Below are 23,585 nucleotides of genomic sequence, written 5' to 3' on the forward strand. Positions count from 1 at the left end.
ATCGCAATGGGATCTGACCCCACTCAACGGTCACTCCAGCGCGTAGCGCAGGGTGAACAGCACCGCCACCAGCCACACCGCCGGATGCACTTCGCGCCAGCGCCCGGTACCGGCCTTCAGCGCGGCATAGGCGATGAAGCCGAACGCCAGGCCATTGGCAATCGAGTAGGTGAACGGCATCGCCAGCGCACACAGCGCTGCCGGCACCGATTCGGTCAGGTCGCTCCAGTCCACTTCCACCAGCTCGCGCAGCATCAGGCCGGCCACGAACAGCAGCGCCGGTGCGGTGGCATAGCTGGGCACCATCGCTGCCAGCGGCGAGAACAGCAGTGCCGCCAGGAACAGGGCCGACACCACCAATGCGGTCAGGCCGGTACGGCCGCCCACCTGCACGCCGGAGGCGCTTTCAGCGAAGGCGGTGGTACTGCTGGTGCCCAGCATCGAGCCTGCAACGATGGCGGTGCTGTCGGCCAGCAGCGCGCGGCCGAAACGCTTCTGCGCGCCCGGCAGTTTCAGCAGGCCGGCGCGGCCGACCACGCCATAAAGCGTGCCGGTGGCATCGAACACTTCCACCAGCACGAACACCAGCACCACCTGCAGCAGCACGGCGATCGGCGCGCCGCCGTCGTGGTGCAGCAGGCCCGGCAGGTCCAGCTGCAGGAAGGTGGGGGCCAGGCTCGGCGGCAGCGACACCAGGCCCTGGTACTGCACGTCGCCCAGCGCCCAGCCCGCGCCGGTCACGGCCAGGATGCCGATCAGGATCGCACCACGGATGCGCCGTGCTTCCAGCACCGCGATCAGCAGGAAGCCGGCCAGTGCCAGCAGCGGCGGCGCCGTGTTCAACGGGCCCAGTGCCACCAGCGTGTCTTCATTGCCGACGATCACGCCGGACTTCTGCAGCGCGATGATCGCCAGGAACAGGCCGATACCGGCCACGATGGCCGAGCGCAGCGATGAGGGAATGCCCGACACCAGCCATGCGCGCACACCGGTCAGCGACAGCACCAGGAACACCAGGCCGGAAATGAACACCGCACCGAGCGCCTGCTGCCAGGGCAGGCCGGCGGCGCCGACCACGGTGAAGGCGAAGAACGCGTTCAGGCCCATGCCCGGCGCCATGCCCACCGGGAAGTTGGCGGCCAGCGCCATCACTGCCGAACCCAGCGCGGCGGCCAGGCAGGTGGCCACGAACACTGCACCCGCATCCATGCCGGTGGTGCCGAGGATTTCGGGGTTCACGAAGACGATGTAGGACATCGTCAGGAAGGTGGTGACACCGGCCAGCAGTTCGGTGCGCACGGTGGTGCCGTGCTGCTGCAGCTGGAACAGGCGCTCGAACAGGGACATGGAGATTCTCGCGACAATAAGGTGTCACGACCAACGGTCGTGACCTACCCGAATGAAGAACGGCCGCGCAGAGCGCGGCCGTTCTTCCTTTCTTATTTCAGCGCCTTGAAGCGCAGGCGCTTCGGCGCGGCGTCGTCGCCCATGCGGCGGCGCTTGTCTTCTTCGTACTCGCGGTAGTTGCCCTGGAAGAACTCCACGTGCGAGTCGCCTTCGAACGCCAGGATGTGGGTCGCGATGCGATCCAGGAACCAGCGGTCATGCGAAATGACGAAGGTGTTGCCCGGGAACTCCAGCAGCGCATCTTCCAGCGCACGCAGGGTTTCGATGTCCAGGTCGTTGGACGGTTCGTCGAGCAGCAGCACGTTGCCACCCTGCAGCAGGGTCTTGGCCATGTGCAGGCGGCCACGCTCACCACCGGACAGCGAACCGACCATCTTCTGCTGGTCCTGGCCCTTGAAGTTGAAGCGGCCGATGTAGGCGCGCGACTGGATCTCGATGCCGTTGATGTTGAGGATGTCCAGGCCGCCGGCGATTTCCTGGAAGACGTTGTGGTTGCCTTCCAGCGCGTCGCGGCTCTGGTCCACGTAGGACAGCTTCACGGTCGGGCCGACCACGATCTCGCCGGTATCCGGCTTTTCCTGGCCGGTGATCATCTTGAACAGGGTCGACTTACCGGCACCGTTCGGGCCGATGATGCCGACGATGGCGCCGGCCGGCACCAGGAAGCTCAGGTTGTCGAACAGCAGGCGGTCGCCGAACTTCTTGGAGACGTTCTTGAACTCCATCACCGCATTGCCCAGGCGCTCGCCCGGCGGGATGAAGATTTCGTTGGTCTCGTTGCGCTTCTGGTAATCGACCGACTGCAGCTCTTCCAGGCGGGCCAGACGGGCCTTGCCCTTGGTGCGGCCGCCCTTGGCGTTCTGGCGCGACCACTCCAGTTCCTTCTGGATCGCCTTCTGGCGGGCCTTTTCCTGGTTGTCTTCCTGCTTCAGGCGCTCGTCCTTCTGGGTCAGCCAGTCGGTGTAGTTGCCCTTCCACGGAATGCCGCGGCCGCGGTCCAGTTCCAGGATCCACTCGGCGGCGTTGTCCAGGAAGTAGCGATCGTGGGTGACGGCCACCACGGTGCCGGTGTAGCGCGCCAGGAACTGTTCCAGCCATTCCACCGACTCGGCGTCGAGGTGGTTGGTCGGTTCGTCGAGCAGCAACATGTCCGGCTTCTGCAGCAGCAGGCGGCACAGGGCCACGCGGCGCTTTTCACCACCTGACAGCTTGCCGACGATGGCATCCCACGGCGGCAGGCGCAGCGCGTCGGCGGCCACGTCCAGCTGGTTTTCCAGCGTGTGTGCGTCGCCAGCGGCCAGGATCGCCTCCAGGCGCTCCTGTTCCTTGGCCAGCGCGTCGAAGTCGGCGCCTTCCTCGGCGTAGGCGGCGTACACCGCTTCCAGCGCGGCCTGGGCCTGCAGCACTTCGCCCACGCCTTCCTCGACCGCTTCACGCACGGTCTTGGTCGGGTCCAGTTCCGGTTCCTGCGCCAGGTAACCGACCTTGATGCCCGGCTGCGGGCGGGCCTCGCCCTCGAAATCGGTGTCCACGCCGGCCATGATCTTCAGCACGGTGGACTTGCCGGCGCCGTTCAGGCCCAGCAGGCCGATCTTCGCGCCCGGGAAGAAGGACAGCGAGATGTCCTTGATGATCTGCCGCTTGGGCGGGACCACCTTGGACACGCGGTTCATGGTGTAGATGTATTGCGAGGACATGCGGTCTCCGTAGGCGCGGCCCTGCGCCCGACCCGTCACGGGTAGATCCCGTTGCGGCAGCGGGCACAGACTGAAATGGAATACCGCCAATTATAGCCGGAACCGGTTCCGGGCCGCTCCCGGGAGGCGCCGCCGGGCTGGCTATCGCCTGAATACTCGGTCACAGTCCTGCAGCGGGAAGCGTTTCCAGCCGGAAACGGTTCAGATCGGTTGCGCAATATGGGCTCACCACCCACCAAGCAGAGGTCTGACATGCGCATCAATCGAGTAATGGCCAGTGCCGTGGCCTCTGTGCTGGCACTGGGCGCCGTGGCCCCGGCATTCGCCGACAACGACCATCGCCGCGACCACGATCGCCGCGAGTGGCGCGAGGATCGCCGTGAGTGGCGCCAGGACCGCCGCGACTGGGAGCGCGACCGCCGCGAGGCCCGTCGCGACTGGGAACGCGACCGCCGCGACTGGCATCGCGACCATGACCGCTACTACCGCCCGGCACCGCCGCGCGTGGTCTATCGTCCGGCCTACGGCCCGGGCTATGGCTGGAAGGTCGGCCACCGCTATCGCGACTACTACCGCGGCCCGATCTACGTGGTGAACGACTACCCGCGCTACAACCTGCGTCGCCCGCCCTACGGGCACCAGTGGATCCGCGATGACCGCGGCAACATGCTGCTGGTAGCCATCGCTACCGGTGTGATCGCCCAGTACGTGCTCAGCAGCCGCTGAGGGTCGCGGCCGGGGTCGGATCCCTTTCCAACGGAAAGAGCACTGACCCCACAACATCCCTCGAAACCATACGGGGCCGGATTCCTTCGGGGATGCCGGCCCCGTCTGTTTCGGCCCCAGCGGGCCGGCGCGGGGCTACAATCAGGGGCTGAGCCGTACCCCTTTTCCCTGCCTGCTGGAGTACCCGATGTTCCCGCGTGACGTCCGCATCGAATCCTACGATCCCGAACTGGCCAAGGCCATCGCCGCTGAAACCCAGCGCCAGGAAGACCACGTCGAGCTGATCGCCAGCGAGAACTACACCAGCCCGGCGGTGATGGAAGCCCAGGGCAGCCAGCTGACCAACAAGTACGCTGAAGGCTACCCGGGCAAGCGCTACTACGGTGGCTGCGAGTACGTGGACATCGCCGAGCAGCTGGCGATCGACCGCCTGAAGCAGCTGTTCGGCGCCGACTACGCCAACGTGCAGCCGCACAGCGGCTCGCAGGCCAACCAGGCCGTGTACTTCGCCCTGCTGCAGCCGGGTGACACCATCCTCGGCATGAGCCTGGCCCACGGCGGCCACCTCACCCACGGCGCCAAGGTGAATGCTTCCGGCAAGCTGTTCAACGCCGTGCAGTACGGCGTGAACGATCAGGGCCTGATCGATTACGACGAAGTCGAGCGCCTGGCCCTGGAGCACAAGCCGAAGATGGTCGTGGCCGGCTTCTCGGCCTACTCGCAGGTGATCGACTGGGCGCGCTTCCGCGCCATCGCCGACAAGGTCGGTGCCTACCTGTTCGTCGACATGGCCCACGTTGCCGGCCTGGTTGCCGCTGGCGTCTACCCGAGCCCGCTGGAACACGCCCACGTGGTCACCTCGACCACCCACAAGACCCTGCGCGGCCCGCGCGGCGGCATCATCGTCGCCAAGGGCGCCGACGAAGACCTGGTCAAGAAGCTGCAGTCGATCGTGTTCCCGGGCATCCAGGGCGGTCCGCTGATGCACGTCATCGCCGGCAAGGCCGTGGCCTTCAAGGAAGCGCTGGAACCGGGCTTCAAGGCCTACCAGCAGCAGGTGGTGAAGAACGCCCAGGCGATGGCCAATACGCTGATCGAGCGTGGCTACAAGATCGTCTCCGGCGGCACCCAGAACCACCTGATGCTGGTCGACATGATCGGCAAGGACGTGTCCGGCAAGGACGCGGAAGCGGCGCTGGGCAAGGCCCACATCACCGTCAACAAGAACTCGGTGCCGAACGACCCGCGTTCGCCGTTCGTGACCTCGGGCCTGCGCCTGGGCACCCCGGCGGTGACCACCCGTGGCTACGTCGAACAGGACTGCGTGGACCTGGCCAACTGGATCGCCGACGTGCTCGACGCGCCGAACGATGACGCCGTCATTGCCCGCGTGCGCGATGCCGTCAGCGCGCAGTGCCGCAAGTACCCGGTCTACGGCTGATCAGGGCCGGGGTCAGAGCCCTTTCCTGGCGGAAAGGGATCCGACCCCGCCTTCCGGATCGACGCAGGGCTCTGACCCCGTCATCAGGAATCCCGCGCATGGATGAGCGCCGCCTCAAGTACCTGTACATCGCACTGGCGGTGCTGTTCGGCCTGCCCAGCCTGTTCTTCGGCGGTGCCGGCGCCTGCATCGCCGTGGTCATGGGCGTGATCGGGCTCGTCTCGCTGGACGCGGACAAACTGTGGTTTGCCGCCGGCATGCTCGCGTGGGGATCCTGCGCGATCACCGGCCTGGTGGCCTGGGTCGCACTGAGCATCGTCTGGCTGCGCGATGGTGCACGCGGCCTGCACATGGCATCACGCCGCTGGTGGCTGCTGCTGGGCCTGGGCGTGCTGGCAGGCCTGCCCTTGCTGGCGATGGCGCTGTATTACTTCGCCGAGCTGGGTTCGTCCGTGCTCAGCGGGCTGTTCGCCGGGCCGTCCCTGTTGGTGCCCACCGGTACGTTGATCCTCCTGCGGTTGCGTGCTGACGCCCTGGGCGAGCCATCCGGCCCGGCGCGATCAGAGGAGTAGGCCCGCGTGGATGAGCGCCGCCTCAAGTACCTGTACACCGCGCTGGCGGTGCTGTCTGGCCTGCCCAGCCTGGTGGTGGGCGGTGCCGCAGCGACGATGCTGCTGCTGACGGGGCTGGGCCAGTTCGGTCATGGCACGCTGGCCTCGGTGACGGTGATGCCGCTGTGGGGCCTGGCCGGCATTGCCGGCTGCCTGGCCTGGTTGTGGCTCAGCGCGGGTTTTCTGATGCAGGGGCGTGCCGGGCTGCACGTGCACCGCCTCTGGTGGTGGATGCTGCTGGCAGGCGGTCTCGCCGCCTTGCCCCCGCTGGGGCTGGCGCTGTGGTGGGGCATCGCCGTGCATGTCGAAGGCATCGGCTTGTTGCTGTTGGGTCCGTCGATGCTGGTGCCGGCTGCGATGCTGCTGTGGATTAAACGCTGCGGATGACGTGGCCCATGGAAGGAGATCGAACGCATGGATGAGCGTCTGCACAAACGCTGGATGGCGATCGCCGGCCTGCTGGTGGGCCTGCCCGCCGTGGCGGCAGGCGGCACGGGTGCCGTGCTGGGGTTGATGGTCGTATGGGACGGCAAGTATCTGACGGGCGACGAGCACAGGCTGTTGCTGCTGTGGTCGTCGGCCGGAATCATCGGCCTGCTGTCGTGGTTGTGGCTGAGCGGCCTGTTCCTGTGGCGAGGTGTCACCGGCCTGCGCCACTCCCCGGTTGTCGCCTGGGTAGGGCTGGGGGTGGGTGCCCTGGCCGCACTGGGCGTCGTTGCGGCCACGCTGTACTTCACCTTCAAGCATGGGGAGATCTCGACATTGGCCTTCCTCGGCTTTGGCCCACCGCTGCTGGTGATGGCAGGGCATCTGGTGTGGCTGCGTTGGGCGCGCGCGGCCTCGGCGCCGCCGGCACCCGCTTGAACGCGCAGCGCTGACCGCGCAGAAGGCTCGGTTCGACCGAAATGCAGGCACTTCCGCGCAGACAGCATTTGCTGCCGGGCCCCTTCTCAGGTACCTTTGCGACGCTGCCATGACCGTGGCAATAGGTACTTCCCTGAGCCAGGCGTTCCATGCATTGCCCCTTCTGCCAACATGCCGATACCCGGGTCATCGACTCGCGCGTCTCTGAAGACGGCGCGACGATCCGCCGTCGGCGTGAATGCGAAGCCTGCGGCGAGCGCTTCAGCACCATGGAAACAGTCGAGCTGAAGCTGCCGGCCATCGTCAAGAGCGATGGCACCCGCGAAGCGTTCGATCAGCGCAAGGTACGTGCTGGCTTCGACCGCGCGCTGCAGAAGCGTGCGGTGGCCGAAGACAAGATCGAAGCGGCAGTACGCGCTGTGGTCCACCAGCTGCGCATCAGCGGCGAGCGCGAAGTGCCCTCCATCAAGGTCGGCGAGTTCGTCATGAACGAACTGCGCAAGCTCGACCATGTCGGCTATGTGCGCTTCGCTTCGGTCTACCGCAGCTTCGAGGACGTGGCCGATTTCCGCGAGGAGATCGAGAAGCTTGAACGCGACCTGCCGTCCAGTACCGAACAGCTGCAGCTGCTGGGCGATGTCATCGCCCTGACCAAGAAGAAGAAGGGCTGACCACCTCTGCCCTGGTGGGTGCCAACCTTGGTGGGCACTGATGGCATGGGTCTCCTTCGCTCTGGTGGGCGCCAACCTCAGTTGGCACTGATGGCATGGATCTCCTTTGCTCTGGTGGGTGCCAACCTTGGTTGGCACTGATGGCATGGATCTCCTTTGCTCTGGTGGGTGTCAACCTTGGTTGGCACTGATGGCATGGATCTCCTTTGCTCTGGTGGGTGCCAACCTTGGTTGGCACCGATGGCGTGGATCTACACCGGCGGCGTTACCATGGCCGCATGACCACCCCGTTCTCCGTCCTCGACCACCTGCACATGGCCAACGCGCTGCGCCTGGCCGAGCGCGCTGCCTATACCACCCGCCCGAACCCGATGGTCGGCTGCGTGATCGCCCATGGCGAACGCGTGGTCGGGCAGGGCTGGCACCAGCGCGCCGGTGGACCGCACGCCGAAGTGTTCGCGTTGCGCGAGGCCGGTAGCGAGGCGCGCGGTGCCACCGCCTACGTCACTCTGGAGCCCTGTGCCCACTACGGGCGCACACCGCCGTGTGCACTGGCGCTGATCGAAGCGGGCGTGTCGCGCGTGGTTGCCGCAATGCGCGATCCGTTCCCGAAGGTCGATGGCGGTGGCTTTGATCTGCTGCGCAATGCCGGCATCGAGGTCGCCGAAGGACTGATGGCGACGCAGGCACGTGAGCTCAACAAAGGCTTCCTGTCACGCGTGGAGCGCAATCGGCCGTGGTTGCGGGTGAAGCTGGCCGCGAGCCTTGATGGGCGTACCGCGATGGCCGACGGCAGCTCCAAGTGGATCACCGGTCCAGCCGCACGCGAAGACGTGCAGCACTGGCGTGCGCGTGCTGGTGCAATCCTGACCGGCGCCGACACCGTGCTGGCCGACGACCCGATGCTGACCGTGCGCCTGGCCGATACCGAAGTGATGCCACCGTTGCGCGTGGTACTCGATTCGCGCCTGCGTTCGCTCGAATGTAGTCGCGTGCGCGAGGACGGGGCACCGACGCTGTACCTGCACGATGCGGCGGTGAGTGCGCCGGATGCGGCGGACGCAGAATTTGCCAGCGTGCCCAGCGCAGAGGGACGGTTGGATCTGGGCGCGGTGCTGGCCCTGCTGGCCGAACGCGGCATCAACGAAGTGCATACCGAAGCCGGCGCGACGCTGGCCGGTGCCTTGCTGCGCGGCGGCTGGGTGGACGAGCTGCTGCTGTACCAGGCCCCCACACTGCTGGGCGACGGCGGACGCCCGTTGCTGACCGGCCTCGGCATCGATGCCATGGACCAGCAACGCCGCCTGCGGGTGGTTGACCAGCGCCAGGTCGGCGAGGACATCCGGCTGCTGCTGCGGCCGTGAGGGAATGGCGGTATCTCCGGCGTCGTCAGGTGCCCTTGTCCTCGTCCTCGTCTTCGTAGGCGGGGCACTGTTCTTTCACTGCTGCTTCCACAGCACGTGCAGGTCGCGGCAGTAGGCACTGAGCGCTTCCCCCGCCAGCTCTGTCGACTTCGACCGTAGTCTGCGGCGGCTGATGCCGTCGTCGTACTCGTCCGGCAGGACCGTCGGTGCACATCGATCGTGGTACTGCAGGAACGCGCAGCAGTCGTCGTTCTCGCTCAGCTGTGCATCAATGTCCCTGTCACGTAGCTGGTTCGACTCGAAGGCAACCGATGGGCGGATGATGAAGGTCTTGGGCCTGTACGCTTCGACCTGCCCACACACCATCAGCGCCAGCAGCATGACAGTAGTCGACGTCGTACGATGTTTCATGCGGTTGCCCCGGTGGAAGAGGGCAACCGCATTGACATGCAGGCCGCGCAAGGCCATGCAACGGTTCTGAAAGTGCAGTCGCCCTTGTCGTCGGCGACGATGAGCCGAGCGTGGGCTCGGCTCTATACGTGGCTTACGCGCACTCGTCGGTCCACATCATTTCGGCGATCGGGCGCAGCGACTTGCACTCCTGCGTCATCTCGTCGGCCGACTTCACCTGGGCCTTGGCCTTCAGTTCCTCGGCCATCGCGTCCACGCCGCCGATCTGGTCCGGTGCGATCTTCGCCACGCAGCTGCGGTGCTGCTGCAGCAACAGGTCGCAACCCGGAACGCCGGTCACCTTCGGCGCGTTGGCCGCCTGCGCGTCCTGCATCCAGTCCTCGAACGGTGCCAGCGCACCGGCCACGGTGCCCACCAGATCATCGAAGTTGCCGCTGTACCAGTAGCCATTGTCCTTGGCCGGATACAGGGTGAAGGTGCCGCTGGCCGGAACGCGCGCGCCACTCTGCAGTGCCTGGGTATAGGCATCGGTGAACTGCTTGCGCGCGGCCGGGCTGGCATCGTCGGCCAGGCTGGCGGCGAACAGCGGGCGGACCTTGCCCAGGTCGGGCACCTGGCAGCTGTAGCTGATCCGCGCCAGCTTCTGGTCTTCAACGTATTCGTTGTCTTCGATCACGCTCTTGGTCGCGCGGCACTTCGAATCGCGCAGCGCCTTGGCATACAGCGCTTCGGTGCCCGCAGCGTCGACCTTGGCGCCGGTGCTGGCCAGTACCGTCTGCCAGGGTTCGGCCAAGGCCTTGGCCAGCGCACCCGGGTTCGGGGTCACGGCGTCCTGGCCCTCGAACGCCGGCTTCAGTGCGTCGTTGAGCGTGCGCGTGGCGGCCGCGTCGTCTTCCAGCAGCACGCGTGCATACAGGTCGAAGGCCTGCTCGGGCGTCAGTTGGGCCGGTGCTGCGCTGGCAATCAGCGGGGCGCACAGCAGCACGCTGGCCAGAAGGGTTCGGGTGGGGGTCTTCATGACGGTGTTTTCCTGTTCCAGACGCGCGCAAGCCTAGCGCATCTGCCCACACTTTCGATGGCGCGATGCAACCAGGTGACGGTGTGCAGCGGACAAAAAACGGGCCCCTTGCGGGGCCCGTTCGATCGCACGACGAGGAGCGATCGTTGGATCAGAAGCTGGCGCGCACGCCAACCGAGTACTGGGTGACGTCGCGGTAGCCGGAGATTTCGCCCACCAGACCCCAGGTCTTGGTGAAGTTGATCTGGCCGCCGACGGTGCCGACCCAGGTGCCCTTGTAGTTGTTGCCGCCGTCCATGTAACCGGCCTTGGCCCAGGCTTCGGTCATGCGCGACGGCTTGCCGCGGATGCCCATGGTGACGCGGCCCAGGTTGGTGTGGTCCTTGCCGTGGTAACGCACGCCGTCATAGCGCAGGGTCGATTCGGCGTTCTGGCGAACCCAGGCGGCATCTGCGGTGAAGTCCACGCGGTCGGTCCATGGCATGTGGTAGCCGATGCCGAGCTCCGGCTGGTTCAGTTCCAGTTTCAGCGAATCCTCGCCGTAGTGGCGGGTCTTGCTGGTACGCGACCATCCGCCGAACACGTAGACCTGTTCAGCCAGCGCGACCGAACCACGCAGGTAGCCGCCGTCGACCTCCGGGTCGTCCAGTGCGTTGTCGTCAACCTTGACCTGCGTCCAACCGCCTTCGACGTAGGTGTAGCTAAGGGCGTCGGCCGAGGCCGAGAACGGGGCGGCGGCCAGCAGGGCGGCCACGATCAGGATCTTGCGCATGGGAATTCCTGTGAATTTCAGTCCATTGGCGGGCCTGCCGTCGCGGCTGCCCGTGGCGACATCATGTCGTCCAGGGCGGAATTTTAATGAAAGTTTTACAAATTGCGAGCGACGGCCGTCACAGCTGCGGCATCCGACCCCGTTCAGCCTGGGCTGTTACACTGGTCACGCCGGTTCGCCGGTATACAAACGTCTTCAGGGCGGGGTGCAATTCCCCACCGGCGGTAGGTGCGCAAGCACGAGCCCGCGAGCGCCCCGGCCCACGGCCGGGGGTCAGCAGATCCGGTCCAATGCCGGAGCCGACGGTCATAGTCCGGATGAAAGAAGACGGTGCCACAGGGCTCATGCCCTGCGTGCGCCTGTTTGCCTTGCGGCGTTTTTCGCTCACTTTTCGCGGAGAACGTTACTTGTTTACTGGAATCATCGAAGGCGTCGGCCGTCTGGCCGCACGCGAATCCATCGGCGGCGATGTCCGCTTCACCTTCAGTGTCGGGAATCTGCCGTTCGACAACGTGCAGATGGGCGAGAGCATTGCCATCAACGGCGTCTGTCTCACTGTCATCGCATTCGACGCCAGCAGCTTCCAGGCCGATGCCTCCACCGAGACCCTGGGCCTGACCACGCTGGGCCAGCTGGGCGAAGGGGCAGTCATCAACCTGGAACGCGCCATGCGGCCAACCGACCGCCTCGGCGGCCATCTGGTCAGCGGCCACGTCGACGGCCTCGGCCAGGTGCTGTCCATCCACGAAGACGCGCGTGCCCAGCGTTGGCGTTTCGCCGCGCCGGCCTCGCTGCGCCGCTACATCGCCAAGAAGGGCTCGATCTGCGTGGATGGCGTCAGTCTCACCGTCAACGAAGTGGACGATGAAGGCTTCGAAGTCGCCCTCATTCCGCACACCGTGGCCAACACCGCGTTTTCCGCTACCGGCGTGGGCAGCGCGGTGAACCTGGAAATCGATCTGGTCGCTCGGTATGTCGAGCGGTTGTTGGGTGAAGGAGCCCGCGCATGAACTTCGCACCCATCCCCGAAATCCTGGAAGACATCCGCCTGGGCCGCATGGTGGTCATCGTCGATGACGAAGACCGCGAGAACGAAGGCGACCTGATCATGGCCGCCGAGCTGGTGAAGGCCAGCGACATCAATTTCATGGTCACCCACGGCCGTGGCCTGGTGTGCCTGCCGCTCACCCGCACGCGCGCGGCCGATCTGGGCCTGGCGCCGATGGTGCAGGCCAATACCGCCCAGTTCCAGACCAACTTCACGGTCAGCATCGAGGCTGCCGAGGGCGTTACCACCGGCATCTCGGCGCATGACCGCGCGCACACCATCCGCACCGCGGTGAAGCCCAATGCCAAGCCATCGGACCTGCACCAGCCGGGCCACATCTTCCCGCTGATCGCCCAGCCGGGCGGCGTGCTGACCCGCGCCGGCCACACCGAAGCCGGCGTCGACCTGGCCATGCTGGCCGGGCTGGAGCCGGCCGGTGTGCTGGTGGAGATCCTGAACCCGGATGGCAGCATGGCGCGCCGCCCGGAGCTGGAAATGTTCGCCCGCGAGCACGGGCTGAAGATGGGCTCCATCGCCGATCTGATCGCCTACCGCCTGGCCACCGAAAAGACCGTTGAACGCGTGGACGAGCGCGAGATCGACACCGAGTTCGGCCCGTTCAAGCTGGTGACCTACCGCGACCGCATCGCCCACGACATGCATTTCGCGCTGGTGCGCGGGACCCCGGATGCGGACACCCCGACCCTGGTACGCGTGCAGGTGGAAAATCCGCTGGCTGACCTGCTGCATTGGCGCCGTGACGACTTTGGCGTGGCCGCCACCGATGCCCTGCGTGCGATCGATGCCGAAGGCAGTGGCGTGATGGTGGTGCTGTCGGCCCCGCGCGACGGCGAAGCCCTGCTGGCCCGCCTGCGCCAGCAGCCGGCGCCGGTGGTGCCGGGCAAGGACAAGGATGTGGGCCAGTGGCGCCGCAATGGTGCCGGCGCGCAGATCCTGTCCGACCTGGGCCTGGGCAAGCTGCGCGTGCTGGGCACCCCCCGCCGCCAGATCGGCCTGGCCGGGTACGGCCTGGAAGTGGTGGAGACGGTGACCCTGTAATGGGTAGTGCCGACCCCTGCCATCGGTGGATGCCGACCGTTGGTCGGCACGCCCTTGCGCGCCCGCCAGCCACGGCCGGGGTCCATCCACGCTAGAATTACCCCCTTATCGAGTCCCCCAAGCCGCATATGAGCCACTTCGAAGGCGATCTTCGCACTCCCGAATCGGCGCGCTTCGCCATCCTGGCCAGCCGCTGGAATGCCCGCATCACCGACACGCTGGTCGCTGGCGCCCGCCAGAGCCTGGCCGGCAACGGCATCACCGAAGCCAACATCGACGTGATCCGCGTGCCGGGTGCCTGGGAGCTGCCGCTGGTGGCCGCGCGCCTGGCCGCTGCCCACGAACACGCCGCCATCCTCACCCTGGGCTGCGTGATCCGTGGCGATACCCGTCATTACGAGCACGTGGCCGACCGCTGCGCTGAAGGCTTGATGCGCGTGCAGCTGGATTTCGGCGTGCCGGTGCTGAACGGCGTGCTGGCGGTGGAACGCGTTGAAGACGCCGAGGCCCGCGCAGGCGGCAGCCACGGCAACAAGGGCGAGGAAGTCGCACTCGCCGCATTGGAAATGGTCAATCTTCTGGAGCAGCTGCCATGAACAAGAACACCCAGGGCAAGCCCTCCGGTAAACCCGTCCGCCGCGATGGCGTCGATCCGGTGCTGCGCTCGCGCGCACGCCGTCGCGCGGTGCAGGCCATCTACGCCTGGCAGATCTCCGGCGGCAACGCCCAGTCGCTGATCGCCCAGTTCGCCCACGAGCAGGCCCGCGAAATCGCCGACCTGGCGTATTTCGAGGCGCTGCTGCACGGTGTGCTCGACAACCGCCGCGACATCGACGAAGCGCTCGGCCCGTACCTGGACCGTGGCATCGAAGAAGTGGACGCGATCGAACGCGCGGTGCTGCGCCTGGCCGGCTACGAGCTGCGCTACCGCCTGGACGTGCCGTACCGCGTGGTGATCAACGAAGCCATCGAATCGGCCAAGCGCTTCGGTTCCGAACATGGCCACACCTACGTCAACGGCGTGCTGGATCGTGCCGCCGTGGAATGGCGCAAGGTCGAATCGGGTCACTGACCCACCCGTGGTAGTGCCGGCCGCCGGCCGGCAGCTGCAGGGATCCTGAGGTTGCCGGCGAGCGGCCGGCACTACCGCCCACCGCGCCTTGCGCGGCACGTACAACAGCGGGAACGCCCCATGTCCCTGGCCGAATTCGCCCTCATCGACCGCATCCGCGCCCGTACCCTCGAGCGCGACGACATCCTGCTCGGCATCGGCGATGACGCCGCGCTGCTGCAGCCGCGTGCCAATGAACAACTGGTGGTTACCGCCGACACGCTCAACAGCGGCGTGCACTTCCCGGTGGAAACCCCGGCCTTCGACATCGGCTGGAAGACCCTGGCGGTCAACCTGTCGGACCTGGCCGCGATGGGCGCGCGGCCGGCGTGGTGCACGCTGGCGTTGTCGCTGCCGGAAGCGTCTGAAGACTGGATCGAGGCCTTCGCCGATGGCTTCTTTGCCCTGGCCGACCAGCACGACATCGCGCTGATCGGCGGCGACACCACGCGCGGTCCGCTGTCGCTGTCGGTGACTGCGATGGGCCAGGTCGGGCGTGGCCAGGCGCTGCGCCGCGACCGCGCACAGGTGGGCGATGACATATGGGTGAGCGGCACGCTGGGCGATGCCGCCGGTGCGCTGCGCCTGTGGCAGCAGGGCGCGCTGAACCTGGCCACCGCCACGTTGCTGGCCGACTACGAGAGCCTGCGCCTGCGCCTGCTGCGGCCGACGCCGCGTGTGACCCTCGGCCTGCGCCTGCGTGCCTTCGCGCATGCGGCGGTGGATGTGTCCGACGGCCTGCTGGCCGACCTGGGCCACATCGCCACGCGCAGCAACCTGGCCGCACACGTCGATGCCGATTCGCTGCCGATCTCGCACGCGCTGCGTGAGCTGCTCGGCCGCGACGATGCGCGCGATTGCGCATTGCGTGGTGGCGACGACTACGAACTGTGCTTCACCGCCGCCGCCGACCAGCGCGATGCGCTGCATTACCTGGCCGAATCGCTGGACCTGCCGCTCACCCGGATTGGTCGTATTGCCGAAGGGCTGGGCGTGCACGTGGATGGCGAAGCCGCCGACGGCGGCTATCAGCACTTCGCGTAGCCGCAGCGGTACTGCCCTGCTGGGTCAACCTTCGGGGTGGGGCCAGATCGATGTTGCTCTGGTAGGTGCCAACCTTGGTTGGCACGAATGTGTCAGCCGCGCGTGCCCACACCGTGTCGACCAAGGTCGACACCTACCCGGGCGGAGGCACATCGATGTTGCTCTGGTAGGTGCCAACCTTGGTTGGCACGGATGTGTCAGTCGCGCGTGGCAACACCATGTCGACCCAGGTCGACACCTACCAACGTGGTCTGGTTATACGTGCGGAACCGGCGCACCGAAGCGATTGTCGCCCGGCGTGCTGGGCAGCACCAGGAACACCAGCAGCACCAGGCTCGCAAACGGCACGAACGCCAGCAGCATCCACCAGCCCGAGCGATCGGTATCGTGCAAGCGGCGAATGGTTGCGGCAATGCACGGCAAGGCGAACACCAGCCACATCACTACGCTCAGCCCGGTAGCGACCAGCGCCAGGCCCTGCGAACCACTGTGACCGGCATAGAAGCTCAGCAGATACAGCGGGATCGAGACGATCAGGATGAACAGCTGGAACCACCAGAACTCGCTACGGCTTGCACGGCCATTGAACTGTGCATAGCGTTTTGTTAGTGGGGTCATCATCTTGTGCATCAGTACCCTCCAGGAAAGAAAAGAGCACTATCGACACCGGTGCACTGACGGGCCATACAATTTCTTGCAAACACGGGCCCCAATTGCCCCGAATGTGGGCACATCGACAGCTGCCATGGTTGTGTGCTCACGTGCAGTGCAACTGCACATCCACATATTGAGACAGCCCTCGGCACGCCAGAAGCAAGCCTTCGCGCACGTCCTCTCCAATCTGTTGATCTTCATCGCCATCCACACGCGTCCGTTCGCTCGCATGCAGCAGTTCCAGCAACACGGTCAGCCCGGCATTGGCGCGGTCCGCGCGTGCCATGGCCATCCGGTGACCCGACGTGTGGCCCTTCTTTGGCCAGGGTTGGCCGTCGGCGGCGTCTACCTGGCGGATGCGCTGCAGGCATGCCAGCAGCGTGGTGGCTGAAGGTGCGGTACTGCCTTGGGTGGCACTGAGTGTGGTTTCGAGCGCACGGGCGATGGCCTCGGGCAGTTCGTTGGCGGCCTCGCCGAGGGTGGCGAACAGGTACGGGTAGTGTGTGGCAGTCATGGCGGCTTCCTTGTGCGTGCGACGAAGGGGCCACCCTGCTTAACAGCGAGGGTGGCGGACGGTGCGTGGTTGCAATACCGGTGACCGATGTACAAACGCCGGCGGGCACAATGACCCCATGCACCGCCCGCCATGTGAGCGCGGACAGAATGCCTGCCGACGCCGCCCGGGGGATGGACGACGCCGGCAGGCAAGCGTAAACAACATCGATCAAACGGGATTGCAAGGCCGTGCCACCCGTTGTCGGTGGCGCCACATGATTCGCATGCAGTGTCATGTATGCCAATGAGAAAGATTTGAAAATTCAAAGAAGGTGCAGACGCGTGGTGCGCGCCTCGGCATGGCAATCGCGACATTCCTGTAGAGCCCACGCTCGGATCATCGCAATCTGATCGAAAAGCGGCCGAGCATGGCTAGGCTCTACAGCAACAGCGTTGTGCGGGCGAACTGCAAGAAGAGACAATCGCGATGGCGCATGTCTTGTCTGGCTGGTTGCAGCCTTCATACTGCGGATGGATTTGCAACAAGTTGCATGGCATTCGGTGGCGTACCGGGGCGAAAGTTCCTGCCTATACCATCTTTCGATTCCTGGACGCCATGAACAACCTCACCCGACAGCCTCTGGCGGCAGCATTGGTGCTGGCCCTGGTTCTACCCGCAGCATCGGTTGCCGCCGCTCCTCCCGGGATGCCTTGCCCGAGCATTCCGCGCCCGGCCAATCCGGGTGATCCGGCTGTAGAGGTGTCCTACCTGTGCGGCGTTGAAATCGCCGCCCACGATCTCTGGTTCGATCGGTCGCTGGAGGTCTACGACGCCACCGTGATCGGCAGTCGCGATCGCTGGCCCGGCGTGGAGATGGATATCAATCAGCGTGGTTATCTGGTGATGGAAGACAGCCGGGTCGAGACTGCAGGGACGATGTCCGACGCCGTGGTGATGACCAGCAACCATGTGGACGGCGCAAGGATCAGCCGGTCGCACCTGCGGACCTCCGGCGAGGCTTCGACGGGGCTGTACGTAGGCAATATTTCGCCGGACGCGTCAGGATTCATCGCCAAGGCGAATACGACCACCGTGATCGACAGCTCGATCTTCACGCAGGGCCAGGATAGTGCGGGCGTCGCGCTCGAGCCCAGTGCGTGGCTGCAGCTGCGCAACGTGGACATCGCGACCCAGGGTGACAGGGCGTTCGGCCTCTGGAACTATCGATCGGATGTGGCCATGCAGGGCGGCAGCATTCGCACAGCGGGGGAAGACAGTACGGGACTCTACGTCGAGTCGGGTCACATTGGTTTCGGAGGCCCGTCGTACGCCTACGCGGGTCGTGCCCAGCTGTACGGCGTGCAGGTTCGCGTTGCGGGCAGCCGCAGCAGCGGCATCATCGCAGGCTATCGCGGCGCTGACGCGGGCCGTGCAGGCATGGGCGCCGAACTGATGCTGCAGGACAGCCACGTGCAGGCGCTGCAGGGCGATGCAGTGCGCTTCCTCGATGGCGATGCCAATCGATTGGATATGGTCAACAGCGCGGCAGAGGGCAGCGACGCGGCGCTGCGTATGGCGGTGCGGCATGGCCAGGCACAGCTGAACCTGCACGCATCGCAGTTGCTTGGCGGAGGAACTGCGGCGATCGTCCTGGAGGCACCCGATACTCGCCTGCAGCTGCACGCGCAGGCGGGCAGCGTACTTGCGAACGAGCGCGGTGCACTGTTCGATATCGGCCGCTTCGCCGCGGCCGATGTCCAGCTGCAGGGCAGCCTGATGCGGGGGGGCGCCCGCGTCGCGGATGTTGGTCGGCTCGATGTCGCATTGCGCGAGCGCAGCGTCTGGCAGGTGGACGGCAACGCCATGGTCGATCAGTTGAGTGTGCAGCGCAGCGAAGTGTCGCTGGCCAACGGCCATGCAGGCGATCGCTTCGTCGTGCGCGGCGATCTGCTTCTTGATGAAGGTCACCTGCGCCTGGATACGGTGCTTGGCGGCGACGCTGCGGCCAGTGATCGCTTCGACGTCCAGGGCGATTTCCTGGGCAATGGTACGGTCTCGGTGGTCGGCGTTGGCGACGGGGCCGCAACCGACAAGGGAATCCCTTTGATCACCGTGGGCGGGCAGTCGCTGGCGACGCTGGCCCTGTCCGGTCGTGCGGTCGGCGGCATGTATGAGTACTTCCTGCATCACGATGGCGCCGATGGTGACTGGTACCTGCGCTCGCAGTTGTCCGCCGTTGACCCATGTGATGACGATCCGACCCTGCCCGGCTGTGGTGTCGATCCAGTACCCGATCCCGATCCAGTACCCGATCCAGTACCCGATCCGACACCCGATCCGACACCGGAGCCGGGCCCTGATTCGACCCCGGAAGTTCCATCACTGCCTGACCCGGCAGGCGTGCTGCGACCGGAAGCGGGTGCCTATCTGGCCAACCGGTGGGTGCGACAGGCGCTGCTGCAGCCTCGACAGCATCTGGCCACGAATGAGGGGCAGGAGGGCGTACGGGGGTGGACCCGCGTCGATAGTGGCCAGGCACAACTGCCGGGCCTGGTGGATCAGCTGCAGCAGTCGGCGCAGTGGAACAGCCTGCAGCTGGGCGCCGACCTGGGCGTGTTCGACGCCGGGCGTGGCCGCGCTGGCGTGCTGCTGTCGTCCGGGCGTGCCGATGCGCAGTCGCGCTCGACCCTGACCGGCTATGCCGCCCGCGGCCGGGTGCAGTCCAATGCCCTCGGCGTGTACGCCGGTTGGCAGGGTGAGGCCGCTTATGTGGATGCTGCAGTTGTGCATGCACGCTTCCGCAATCGCGTGCAGGGTGATGCGCTGGCGCCAGAGCACTACCGGTCGCGCGCACGCCAGGCATCGCTTCAGGCCGGCTACCGCCTGCCGCTGGGCACGCTTGGCGGCACCGCGTTGACCTTGCAACCGGATGTACAGATCGTCCAGTTCCGCGATCGCGGCAACCTGCACGTGGAGACAACCGGCACCTCGATCGCACATCCAACCAGTACCGCGTGGTCACGGCGCCTGGGGTTGCGCCTGGAGGGGCAGGGTGCCGGAGGAGAGGGCGCAGTGGTCAGTCCATGGCTGGCCGCCCACGGGTATCGTGATACTGGTCGATCCGAGCTCGGTTTCGGCAACGAGACAATCGCCGGTATTGCACCGCGCAGTCGCTACGAAGTGGGAAGCGGGGTGCGCATCCAGTTCCGGGGCGGCCTGTCCGCCTGGGGCGGCCTCAACGTCTCGCGTGGTGATCACGGCTACCGCCAGACGAGCGCACAGCTCGGCGTGGCACGGCGCTGGTAGCACAGCATCGTTGTAGCGCCGGGCCTACGCCCGGCGGCGTTCCTGGCTGCCAGCGCGGGTCTGCAATGCGGGCCGCGCAACGCCCGATGAACCCACCGACCCCTGTACTGCCTGATTGCAACAAGTTGCATGGATGAGCTCTGCGACAGAAAGGACCATTTGCGACATTGCCTTTCGTCGGAGCGCTTTCATGTGTCGCAATCATCGTGTCGTCCCCTCTTTGGGGCTGCTTGCTGGCGTGCTCGCCGGCTTCTCGGCGCATGCGCAACAGGTCATCGCCGACGGTGATGAGCAGACGCCTGCAGCCGGTGAATATCGAGCCTACAGCAGTGACGCTGCGCCGGTATTCCACGCGCTCAACGGCGGTTCGATCATTCCCTCAGGATCGGTGAATCTCTACCAGTGGGGCGACGACGTTCCAGCTGTCCGGGTCGAAGGCTCGGGAAGCCGCGTTGCGCTGGAAGCGGGCAGTATCTACTCTGGGGGGAGCAGCGCGCCCGGCATCTCTGTTGGCACGGGAGGATACGCCCGTCTTTCCGGCGTGCATCTGGAAACCCGCTATTCGGGTGCCGTGGCGGTGGCAGTTGATGGTGAAGGGAGCCGGGTCGTGATCGAGGGTGGCAGCATCCAGACCAACGGCAGGCGCGCGCATGGCATCTCGGTGGGTGCCGGCGCGGTCCTGCAGGCGTCCGGCACACGCATCACAGTGAGTGGTGAGAGCAGTAGCGGCGTTCTGGTCGAGGGAGGGGACGTTGCTCTGGAGGATCTGCATATCCAGGGTTCTGACAAATGGCCCACGGGCCCTGCGGTCGACGTATCAGGCGGCCTGCTGCGGATGCGGGGAGGGACGATCCTGGCGGGAGGTGGACACGCCTTGAATGCGAGCGGAGGGACCTCGACGCTGGACGGGGTGCTGGTGGAACTGCCGGTGGGCCCGGGAGAGGGCATCATGGTTGCCGGCACAGCGCACGTGATGCTCAGGGACGTACGAATTGTCGAGCAGCCCATGGCACCCAGCGATACCGATGCCATCAGGGTGCAGGAGAACGCCAAGGTGACGCTGGATCGTGTCGCGATCGATCTGAGCGACGAGAATCGTGGATTCACGGCGAAAGGGCTGTCCCTGGAGGCCGGCGCAACGGCAACGGTCAATGACAGTCGCATAGATGCCGGAGCGGGTGCAGCTATCGAAAGCTACAACGGCACGCTGGTTGTTGCCGACAGCGAACTGAGCGGCGCCGTCGCTCTGGTCCTTGGCAGCAGTGCTGTCGCGGTATCCGGAAGCCGATTGCGCAGCAATGGGCCTCTGCATCGCGCCATCGACATGCGCAGTGATGGAAGCCGGCTGAGCCTTCACGACAGCAGTGTTTACGCAATAGGCAATGCGCTGGGGATGACTGGAGCGGACAATCACGTCGACGTCGTGGGCAGTCGGCTTGAAGCCTCTGAGGGAGAAGACCGGTATTTCCGCGCCGGCCTGCGGCTTTCCGGCGAGCGAAGCACGGCCCATGTCGATGCCAGTGTGGTTGTGGGTGGCACCGGCGTGAGCCAGTCTGGAAACACCTCGCTGGATGTGCGCCATTCGGAACTGCAGTCCACATCCGCGGGGGGCGCGGCGCTGTGGCAGGAAGGTGGCGTGGCGAAGGTGCATGAAAGCACGCTGCGCGCATCTGGCACCGGTGCGGCTGGCTTATGGGTCGATGGCAGGCACTCTGCCACGCCGCAGGCCGAGGTGATCGGATCCTGGGTTGAAACGACTGGTGACGATTCGCCTGCGGTGGTTGCACGCGATGGCGGCACAGCGCACTTGCAGGAAAGTGCCGTCGTCACGCGAGGTGCCCAGGCGCATGGCGTACTGGCAGCGGGTACGGGCGAAATCGTCCTGCATGACACCCACGTATTGACCGAAGGCGAGGGCTCGTGGGCGGCAGTGGTCAACGATGGCGGCCGCCTGCAGATCGATGGCGGATCGCTGGTGAGCCAGCAGCACGGCGCTGCCTGGATCCGTTCCATGCGTGATGCCGGACTGGCGCTGGGCAAGGGCGCGCTGCTGTACGGTGGCAACGGCATCGCCGTGCAGCTGGATGCGGCCGTGGCCGGTCGCTTCGACGTGGCCTTGGCGGAGGGCGCGCGGATGCAGGGCGACATCGTCATCAATCCCGACGATCTGGCGGCGGGCCGGGGGCCGCAGTCGGAGCTGCACGTGCGCCTGTCGGAGGGCTCGCTGTGGGTGGGCCGCTCGGATCGGCTGCACGGCGTCACGCTGGACAGTGGCAGCCAGTGGACGTTGACCGGCGATACCGCGGTCAAATCGCTGCGGGTCAACGGCAGTGGCCTTGCACTGTCCGACGGGCGCGTTTTCAACACGTTGACTGTGGCTGGTGATCTGGATACGACCGCTGCGACGTTCCTGTTCAACGGTGCATTGCAGGGCGACGGGTCGATGATCGACCGTCTGCACGTGCGCGGCGATGCGTGGGGCGATGCGCAGGTAATGGTAAACAACGTCGGCGGCCTCGGTGCGCAAACGTTGGACGGGATCGAACTGATCCGGGTCGATGGCGCGTCGCTGGCCCGCTACACGCTGGCCGGACGTGCTGTGGCGGGTACGTATGAGTACTTCCTGCACAAGGGGGGCGTGGCCGGCGGCGAGGGCAACTGGTACCTGCGCTCCGAACTGCCGACGACGCCCGACCCGTGCCAGGTCGATCCGTCGCTGCCGGACTGTACGCCGATAGACCCGATCGATCCGGTCGACCCCATCACTCCGCCTCGGCTGCTGCGACCGGAAGCCGGTGCGTACCTGGCAAACCAGTCGGCTGCGATCAACATGTTTTCCCATCGTCTGAAAGACCGCATCGGTACCGTCCCGCTGGATGAAGGCCGTGCCGCGTGGGCGCGCGTGGGCCGGCAGCAGGCGGACTTCAGCGCGGTCGGCGGTCAACTGTCGATCGACGGCAACACCTCGGTGCTGCAGATCGGCAGTGACCTGGTTCGCCGAGGCAATGCAGCGTTCGGCGTGATGTTGGGCACGGGTCGTGCCGACAGCAGCGCAGTGTCCGATCTGACCGGCTACAACGCCAAGGGGCGGGTGCGTGGCAGCGCGGTGGGTGTGTACGGCACCTGGTTGCAGGCGGCTGACGGCACGCAGGGCGCGTACATGGATGCGAACCTGCAGTACGGCCGCTTCGATAACCGGGTGCAGGGCATCGGCCTGGCGCCGGAGCACTACGATTCGCGCATGGCCAGTGCGTCGCTGGAGGCCGGCTACACCTTCAACGTGTGGCAGGGCAGCGCCAGCGCGCTGTATGTGCAGCCGCAGCTGCAGCTGAGCCAGGTCGATTTCCGCGCCGATCGCCACGTGGAGAGCAACGGCACGGTGATCGACCAAGCCGATGCCGGTGGCCTGAGCGGGCGTTTGGGCGTGCGCGTGTTTGGCCATGGCACTGCAGCCGGCAATACGGTGCAGCCGTACCTGGCCGTGAACTGGCTGCGTGGCAGCGGCACCAGCGCGTTGCAGTTCAACGGTGACACGCTGGGCGCGGATATGCCGCGCAATCGCTATGAAGTGCAGGCCGGTGTCGAGCTGAAGCTGGGCCAGCGCTGGGGCGCGTGGGGTGGCGTGAGCGTGCAGCGCGGCGACCACGGTTACCGCAACGTGGGCGGCCAGCTGGGCCTGCGCAAGGCCTGGTAAGCGGGCTTGCAGCGGGGGCGGATTCCATTGTCTGGGCAATGGGCTCTGACCCCACTGCTGCTGTAGAGCCGAGCCCATGCTCGGCTCAACGCGATCTGGACGAAGGGCCGCTGAGCGGGGCTCGGCCCTGCAGTGGCCCACAGGCTGCATCGAACCTAAACACACCCCCGCCCTGTCGCGATCGTCCATTG

21 protein-coding genes and 1 riboswitch are annotated in these 23,585 nt (G+C 66.1%); of the genes, 14 read left to right on the top strand and 7 right to left on the bottom strand.

Features of this window, described 5'->3' with window-relative positions; translation table 11 throughout:
- Positions 1–30: 30 nt before the first annotated feature.
- Positions 31–1,347, bottom strand: coding sequence for an NCS2 family permease (locus AC5P9P_RS10820; RefSeq protein WP_005408048.1), 1,317 nt, complete (start codon positions 1,345–1,347; stop codon positions 31–33).
- Positions 1,348–1,439: 92 nt separating this feature from the next.
- Positions 1,440–3,104, bottom strand: coding sequence for an energy-dependent translational throttle protein EttA (gene ettA / locus AC5P9P_RS10825; protein ID WP_005408049.1), 1,665 nt, complete (start codon positions 3,102–3,104; stop codon positions 1,440–1,442).
- A 252-nt stretch (positions 3,105–3,356) separates the two neighbouring features.
- On the opposite strand from ettA, the gene AC5P9P_RS10830 reads away from it, so the two are divergent.
- The 7 genes from AC5P9P_RS10830 (at position 3,357) to ribD (ending at position 8,781) form a co-directional block, all read left to right on the top strand.
- Entirely contained in the window at positions 3,357–3,830 is a 474-nt protein-coding gene (locus tag AC5P9P_RS10830) for an RcnB family protein (protein WP_033834700.1), read from the top strand.
- A gap of 187 nt (positions 3,831–4,017) precedes the next feature.
- Positions 4,018–5,271 (top strand): serine hydroxymethyltransferase, encoded by a 1,254-nt coding sequence (gene glyA / locus AC5P9P_RS10835; protein WP_005408051.1) that lies wholly within the window; start codon positions 4,018–4,020, stop codon positions 5,269–5,271.
- 98 nt (positions 5,272–5,369) lie between these two features.
- On the top strand, positions 5,370–5,843 hold the full coding sequence (locus AC5P9P_RS10840) for a hypothetical protein (protein ID WP_049402391.1): 474 nt from the start codon (positions 5,370–5,372) through the stop codon (positions 5,841–5,843).
- 6 nt (positions 5,844–5,849) lie between these two features.
- Positions 5,850–6,269 (top strand): hypothetical protein, encoded by a 420-nt coding sequence (locus AC5P9P_RS10845; RefSeq protein WP_049402390.1) that lies wholly within the window; start codon positions 5,850–5,852, stop codon positions 6,267–6,269.
- 27 nt (positions 6,270–6,296) lie between these two features.
- Positions 6,297–6,746: a hypothetical protein gene (locus AC5P9P_RS10850; RefSeq protein ID WP_049430325.1), complete on the top strand. Its 450-nt coding sequence runs from the start codon at positions 6,297–6,299 to the stop codon at positions 6,744–6,746.
- Between the two features lie 149 nt (positions 6,747–6,895).
- A complete protein-coding gene (nrdR, locus tag AC5P9P_RS10855) occupies positions 6,896–7,417 on the top strand; it encodes a transcriptional regulator NrdR (protein ID WP_004143350.1) in 522 nt (173 codons plus the stop codon).
- 278 nt (positions 7,418–7,695) lie between these two features.
- A complete protein-coding gene (gene ribD, locus AC5P9P_RS10860; protein WP_049402416.1) occupies positions 7,696–8,781 on the top strand; it encodes a bifunctional diaminohydroxyphosphoribosylaminopyrimidine deaminase/5-amino-6-(5-phosphoribosylamino)uracil reductase RibD in 1,086 nt (361 codons plus the stop codon).
- A gap of 75 nt (positions 8,782–8,856) precedes the next feature.
- On the opposite strand, the gene AC5P9P_RS10865 is transcribed toward ribD, so the two are convergent.
- The 3 genes from AC5P9P_RS10865 to AC5P9P_RS10875 all read right to left on the bottom strand — a co-directional run bounded on the left by AC5P9P_RS10865 (position 8,857) and on the right by AC5P9P_RS10875 (position 10,982).
- Positions 8,857–9,192: a hypothetical protein gene (locus AC5P9P_RS10865; protein ID WP_229295554.1), complete on the bottom strand. Its 336-nt coding sequence runs from the start codon at positions 9,190–9,192 to the stop codon at positions 8,857–8,859.
- 133 nt (positions 9,193–9,325) lie between these two features.
- Positions 9,326–10,210, bottom strand: a complete 885-nt coding sequence (locus AC5P9P_RS10870; protein WP_049402386.1) for a hypothetical protein — start codon at positions 10,208–10,210, stop codon at positions 9,326–9,328.
- A gap of 151 nt (positions 10,211–10,361) precedes the next feature.
- Positions 10,362–10,982, bottom strand: a complete 621-nt coding sequence (locus AC5P9P_RS10875) for a hypothetical protein (RefSeq protein WP_495232771.1) — start codon at positions 10,980–10,982, stop codon at positions 10,362–10,364.
- A gap of 187 nt (positions 10,983–11,169) precedes the next feature.
- Positions 11,170–11,315: riboswitch (FMN riboswitch) on the top strand.
- Positions 11,316–11,389: 74 nt separating this feature from the next.
- Here AC5P9P_RS10875 and AC5P9P_RS10880 point away from each other — a divergent pair.
- From AC5P9P_RS10880 to thiL, 5 genes are all read left to right on the top strand, one after another.
- Positions 11,390–11,992, top strand: a complete 603-nt coding sequence (locus AC5P9P_RS10880) for a riboflavin synthase (protein WP_033834707.1) — start codon at positions 11,390–11,392, stop codon at positions 11,990–11,992.
- On the top strand, positions 11,989–13,089 hold the full coding sequence (ribB, locus tag AC5P9P_RS10885) for a 3,4-dihydroxy-2-butanone-4-phosphate synthase (protein WP_033834708.1): 1,101 nt from the start codon (positions 11,989–11,991) through the stop codon (positions 13,087–13,089). The genes AC5P9P_RS10880 and ribB overlap by 4 nt, the downstream gene beginning before the upstream one ends.
- 128 nt (positions 13,090–13,217) lie before the next feature.
- On the top strand, positions 13,218–13,685 hold the full coding sequence (ribH, locus tag AC5P9P_RS10890) for a 6,7-dimethyl-8-ribityllumazine synthase (protein WP_005408061.1): 468 nt from the start codon (positions 13,218–13,220) through the stop codon (positions 13,683–13,685).
- Positions 13,682–14,161 carry a transcription antitermination factor NusB gene (nusB, locus tag AC5P9P_RS10895; RefSeq protein ID WP_012479139.1) on the top strand — a complete coding sequence of 160 codons (480 nt, stop codon included), beginning with the start codon at positions 13,682–13,684 and terminating at the stop codon, positions 14,159–14,161. Before ribH ends, nusB begins: the two co-directional genes overlap by 4 nt.
- 120 nt (positions 14,162–14,281) lie before the next feature.
- A complete protein-coding gene (thiL, locus tag AC5P9P_RS10900) occupies positions 14,282–15,244 on the top strand; it encodes a thiamine-phosphate kinase (protein ID WP_049402384.1) in 963 nt (320 codons plus the stop codon).
- Positions 15,245–15,499: 255 nt separating this feature from the next.
- Here thiL and AC5P9P_RS10905 read toward each other — a convergent pair whose 3' ends face one another.
- Both AC5P9P_RS10905 and AC5P9P_RS10910 read right to left on the bottom strand, forming a co-directional pair.
- Positions 15,500–15,874 carry a DUF805 domain-containing protein gene (locus tag AC5P9P_RS10905; RefSeq protein ID WP_049402382.1) on the bottom strand — a complete coding sequence of 125 codons (375 nt, stop codon included), beginning with the start codon at positions 15,872–15,874 and terminating at the stop codon, positions 15,500–15,502.
- A gap of 127 nt (positions 15,875–16,001) precedes the next feature.
- On the bottom strand, positions 16,002–16,412 hold the full coding sequence (locus AC5P9P_RS10910; RefSeq protein ID WP_049402380.1) for a hypothetical protein: 411 nt from the start codon (positions 16,410–16,412) through the stop codon (positions 16,002–16,004).
- 597 nt (positions 16,413–17,009) lie between these two features.
- Between AC5P9P_RS10910 and AC5P9P_RS10915 the strand changes: the two genes are divergently transcribed.
- Positions 17,010–19,700: an autotransporter family protein gene (locus AC5P9P_RS10915; RefSeq protein ID WP_288469694.1), complete on the top strand. Its 2,691-nt coding sequence runs from the start codon at positions 17,010–17,012 to the stop codon at positions 19,698–19,700.
- 190 nt (positions 19,701–19,890) lie between these two features.
- The gene (locus AC5P9P_RS10920) at positions 19,891–23,394 is read left to right on the top strand and encodes an autotransporter family protein (RefSeq protein ID WP_495232772.1); all 3,504 of its coding nucleotides are present in this window, start codon (positions 19,891–19,893) and stop codon (positions 23,392–23,394) included.
- Positions 23,395–23,585: the final 191 nt, after the last annotated feature.

Source organism: Stenotrophomonas sp. YJH_SMC_14-1 (genome assembly GCF_059372275.1).

Excerpts from the sequence above, each read along its gene's own strand:
- nusB (WP_012479139.1), top strand. The coding sequence starts at position 13,682 with ATGAACAAGAACACCCAGGGCAAGCCCTCCGGTAAACCCGTCCGCCGC.
- nrdR (WP_004143350.1), top strand. The coding sequence starts at position 6,896 with ATGCATTGCCCCTTCTGCCAACATGCCGATACCCGGGTCATCGACTCG.
- AC5P9P_RS10820 (WP_005408048.1), bottom strand. The coding sequence starts at position 1,347 with ATGTCCCTGTTCGAGCGCCTGTTCCAGCTGCAGCAGCACGGCACCACC.
- AC5P9P_RS10905 (WP_049402382.1), bottom strand. The coding sequence starts at position 15,874 with ATGCACAAGATGATGACCCCACTAACAAAACGCTATGCACAGTTCAAT.
- ribD (WP_049402416.1), top strand. The coding sequence starts at position 7,696 with ATGACCACCCCGTTCTCCGTCCTCGACCACCTGCACATGGCCAACGCG.
- AC5P9P_RS10920 (WP_495232772.1), top strand. The coding sequence starts at position 19,891 with ATGTGTCGCAATCATCGTGTCGTCCCCTCTTTGGGGCTGCTTGCTGGC.
- AC5P9P_RS10875 (WP_495232771.1), bottom strand. The coding sequence starts at position 10,982 with ATGCGCAAGATCCTGATCGTGGCCGCCCTGCTGGCCGCCGCCCCGTTC.
- AC5P9P_RS10830 (WP_033834700.1), top strand. The coding sequence starts at position 3,357 with ATGCGCATCAATCGAGTAATGGCCAGTGCCGTGGCCTCTGTGCTGGCA.
- glyA (WP_005408051.1), top strand. The coding sequence starts at position 4,018 with ATGTTCCCGCGTGACGTCCGCATCGAATCCTACGATCCCGAACTGGCC.
- AC5P9P_RS10910 (WP_049402380.1), bottom strand. The coding sequence starts at position 16,412 with ATGACTGCCACACACTACCCGTACCTGTTCGCCACCCTCGGCGAGGCC.
- AC5P9P_RS10915 (WP_288469694.1), top strand. The coding sequence starts at position 17,010 with ATGAACAACCTCACCCGACAGCCTCTGGCGGCAGCATTGGTGCTGGCC.
- thiL (WP_049402384.1), top strand. The coding sequence starts at position 14,282 with ATGTCCCTGGCCGAATTCGCCCTCATCGACCGCATCCGCGCCCGTACC.
- AC5P9P_RS10865 (WP_229295554.1), bottom strand. The coding sequence starts at position 9,192 with ATGAAACATCGTACGACGTCGACTACTGTCATGCTGCTGGCGCTGATG.
- AC5P9P_RS10840 (WP_049402391.1), top strand. The coding sequence starts at position 5,370 with ATGGATGAGCGCCGCCTCAAGTACCTGTACATCGCACTGGCGGTGCTG.
- ribB (WP_033834708.1), top strand. The coding sequence starts at position 11,989 with ATGAACTTCGCACCCATCCCCGAAATCCTGGAAGACATCCGCCTGGGC.
- ettA (WP_005408049.1), bottom strand. The coding sequence starts at position 3,104 with ATGTCCTCGCAATACATCTACACCATGAACCGCGTGTCCAAGGTGGTC.
- ribH (WP_005408061.1), top strand. The coding sequence starts at position 13,218 with ATGAGCCACTTCGAAGGCGATCTTCGCACTCCCGAATCGGCGCGCTTC.
- AC5P9P_RS10850 (WP_049430325.1), top strand. The coding sequence starts at position 6,297 with ATGGATGAGCGTCTGCACAAACGCTGGATGGCGATCGCCGGCCTGCTG.
- AC5P9P_RS10870 (WP_049402386.1), bottom strand. The coding sequence starts at position 10,210 with ATGAAGACCCCCACCCGAACCCTTCTGGCCAGCGTGCTGCTGTGCGCC.